Origin of the sequence: Parabacteroides massiliensis, assembly GCF_900155425.1 — a bacterium.
In the GTDB taxonomy this organism is placed as follows: domain Bacteria; phylum Bacteroidota; class Bacteroidia; order Bacteroidales; family Tannerellaceae; genus Parabacteroides; species Parabacteroides massiliensis.
The window spans coordinates 1-827 of the sequence record NZ_LT700199.1 but is presented as its reverse complement, the minus strand read 5'-3'; the positions used below and the strand labels follow the sequence as shown (position 1 = coordinate 827).

The window sequence follows — 827 nt, the reverse complement described above, 5'->3', positions numbered from 1 at the left end:
AACCGTACCCCGATGTTTCCTTCCACTTTTTTCATCAGCTGAATACATACTTGGTTCTACCTTTGCCGAAAGTTTCCGTCCGAATGATGGTCTCAAACGGAAATCCGTCCGGCATTTCACTCACTTGTGCGAGGATGTTCTTCATCTCTTCCGAGTTGGTGAAGAACTTCTTGGCCTCGCCATTCATCTCGATGGCTACGATACAGCGGTCTTCGCCCTGTTCGGTGCGGATGCCGGTTTCGAAGTCCTTCACGATGATGGGTAAGTTCACTAATTCCCGGATGCTTACCACGGAGCCGGGAAAACGTTTCTTGCCGTCTTCCGGCTTGTAGGAAACGTTCAAATCCTTAAAAGATCTCATTTTTTTGCCTGTTAATTTTTTAAACAACATATTACAATCTGCGTGTTTGGCCATGCCATAAAAACTGGCCACCAGTTCACGCCTTCTTTTCCTCGATTTTACCTCGTGCATTTTTCGGGCGAACTTCTGTTTGATGCGCTTGCGTAGGCGCACATGGTCGGGGTATATGACATATCCCAAGAAGTCTATGCCCTCGTCCACCGGGAATACACGTTCGTCAGGCTTTACAGTAAGCCCGATTTGTGCGACCTGGAAGTGGACGGCATCACGAATCTTCCACAATTCTGATTTTGCGTCACCGAGTACCACGCCGTCATCGCAATAGCGGTAGAAATGGCAGACGCCGTACTTGTCCTTCAAATAATGGTCTAAAAAAACAGACAGGAGCAGGTTGCCCAACCCTTGCGACGACCTCAGCCCGATGCTGATTCCTTGCGGCATGAGTCTTACGAAGTTGTCAAGCATG

At 48.5% G+C, this 827-nt stretch carries 1 pseudogene; it reads right to left on the bottom strand.

Going from position 1 to position 827, the window contains the following annotated elements:
- Positions 1-34 precede the first annotated feature (34 nt).
- Positions 35-827 (bottom strand): annotated as a pseudogene (locus tag BQ9893_RS20875) (reverse transcriptase domain-containing protein); the annotation flags it as partial.